The 841-nt window shown below is 68.1% G+C and carries 1 protein-coding gene; it reads right to left on the bottom strand.

What is annotated here, in order from left to right:
* Positions 1–635: LysR family transcriptional regulator (locus QWY84_RS20025; RefSeq protein WP_290204827.1), on the bottom strand; the 635-nt coding region annotated here is incomplete at its 3' end.
* Between the last annotated feature and the right edge of the window lie 206 nt (positions 636–841).

Here is an 841-nt window from a genome sequence, read left to right as displayed (position 1 = left end):
CATTGGGCACCGCCGGCGGGCGCCCGCGCTGCCACGAGCGAATGGTCAGCGAGATCCGCGGGGGTGGCCGGGCTGTTGCCACTGGCCGCAAGATAACCAGGCGAGGCATACAGGCCGATCCGGAATCGCGCCACCATGGAAGCGCGATACCCCATGTCCGGGAGATCATCCGCGGTGGCCCGCAGAGCCAGATCCACGCGGTGGGCGGCCAGATCGATGGGTGCGTCCGTGAGCACGAGCTCCACGGTGATCTGCGGATGCAATGCCCGGAACTGGACCACGAGCTCGGGCAGGACGTCCATCCCCAGGTCGACCGGCGCGGTGACGCGCAGGTGCCCCCGCGGCACGGCCTGCGACTGACGTGCCCCTTCGGCGGCGTCATCGAGCCAGGCGAGCGCCTCCCGCGCCTTGGCGTGGAAGGCGGCTCCCTCCTCGGTGGGCGTTACCGCCCGGGGCGTGCGTGCGAGCAGCCGTACCCCGAGGCGGCGCTCCAGGCGTGACACGCGGCGACTCACGCCGCCTTTGGTCTCGCCGAGCTGGCGCGCCGCCGCCGAGACGGTACCGAACTCGGCGACCGCGCAGAACGCCCGCACGTCCTCCAGTGAACCGCCTAGCGTTTCTAATTCGTCAACCATATGTTCCCAACTGCCCGTCTTACATAGGGATAGAAACGATCCCATCCTGTGCAGCAGTTGCCAAGGCAGTTCACCTCATACCCGACGCACAGGAGCCAACCCATGACCACTGAGACGACCAATACTTCCACCGCCAGTGTCGGCGCCGCCGACAAGCTGGCCTTTCTGGCCTACCCGCTGGTGCGCATCACCACCGGCCTGCTGCT

It is taken from the genome of Aquisalimonas lutea (assembly GCF_030409225.1).
Classification (GTDB): domain Bacteria; phylum Pseudomonadota; class Gammaproteobacteria; order Nitrococcales; family Aquisalimonadaceae; genus Aquisalimonas; species Aquisalimonas lutea.
Note: the sequence above shows the minus strand (reverse complement) of the source record. Positions and strands in the feature narration are given on the sequence as shown.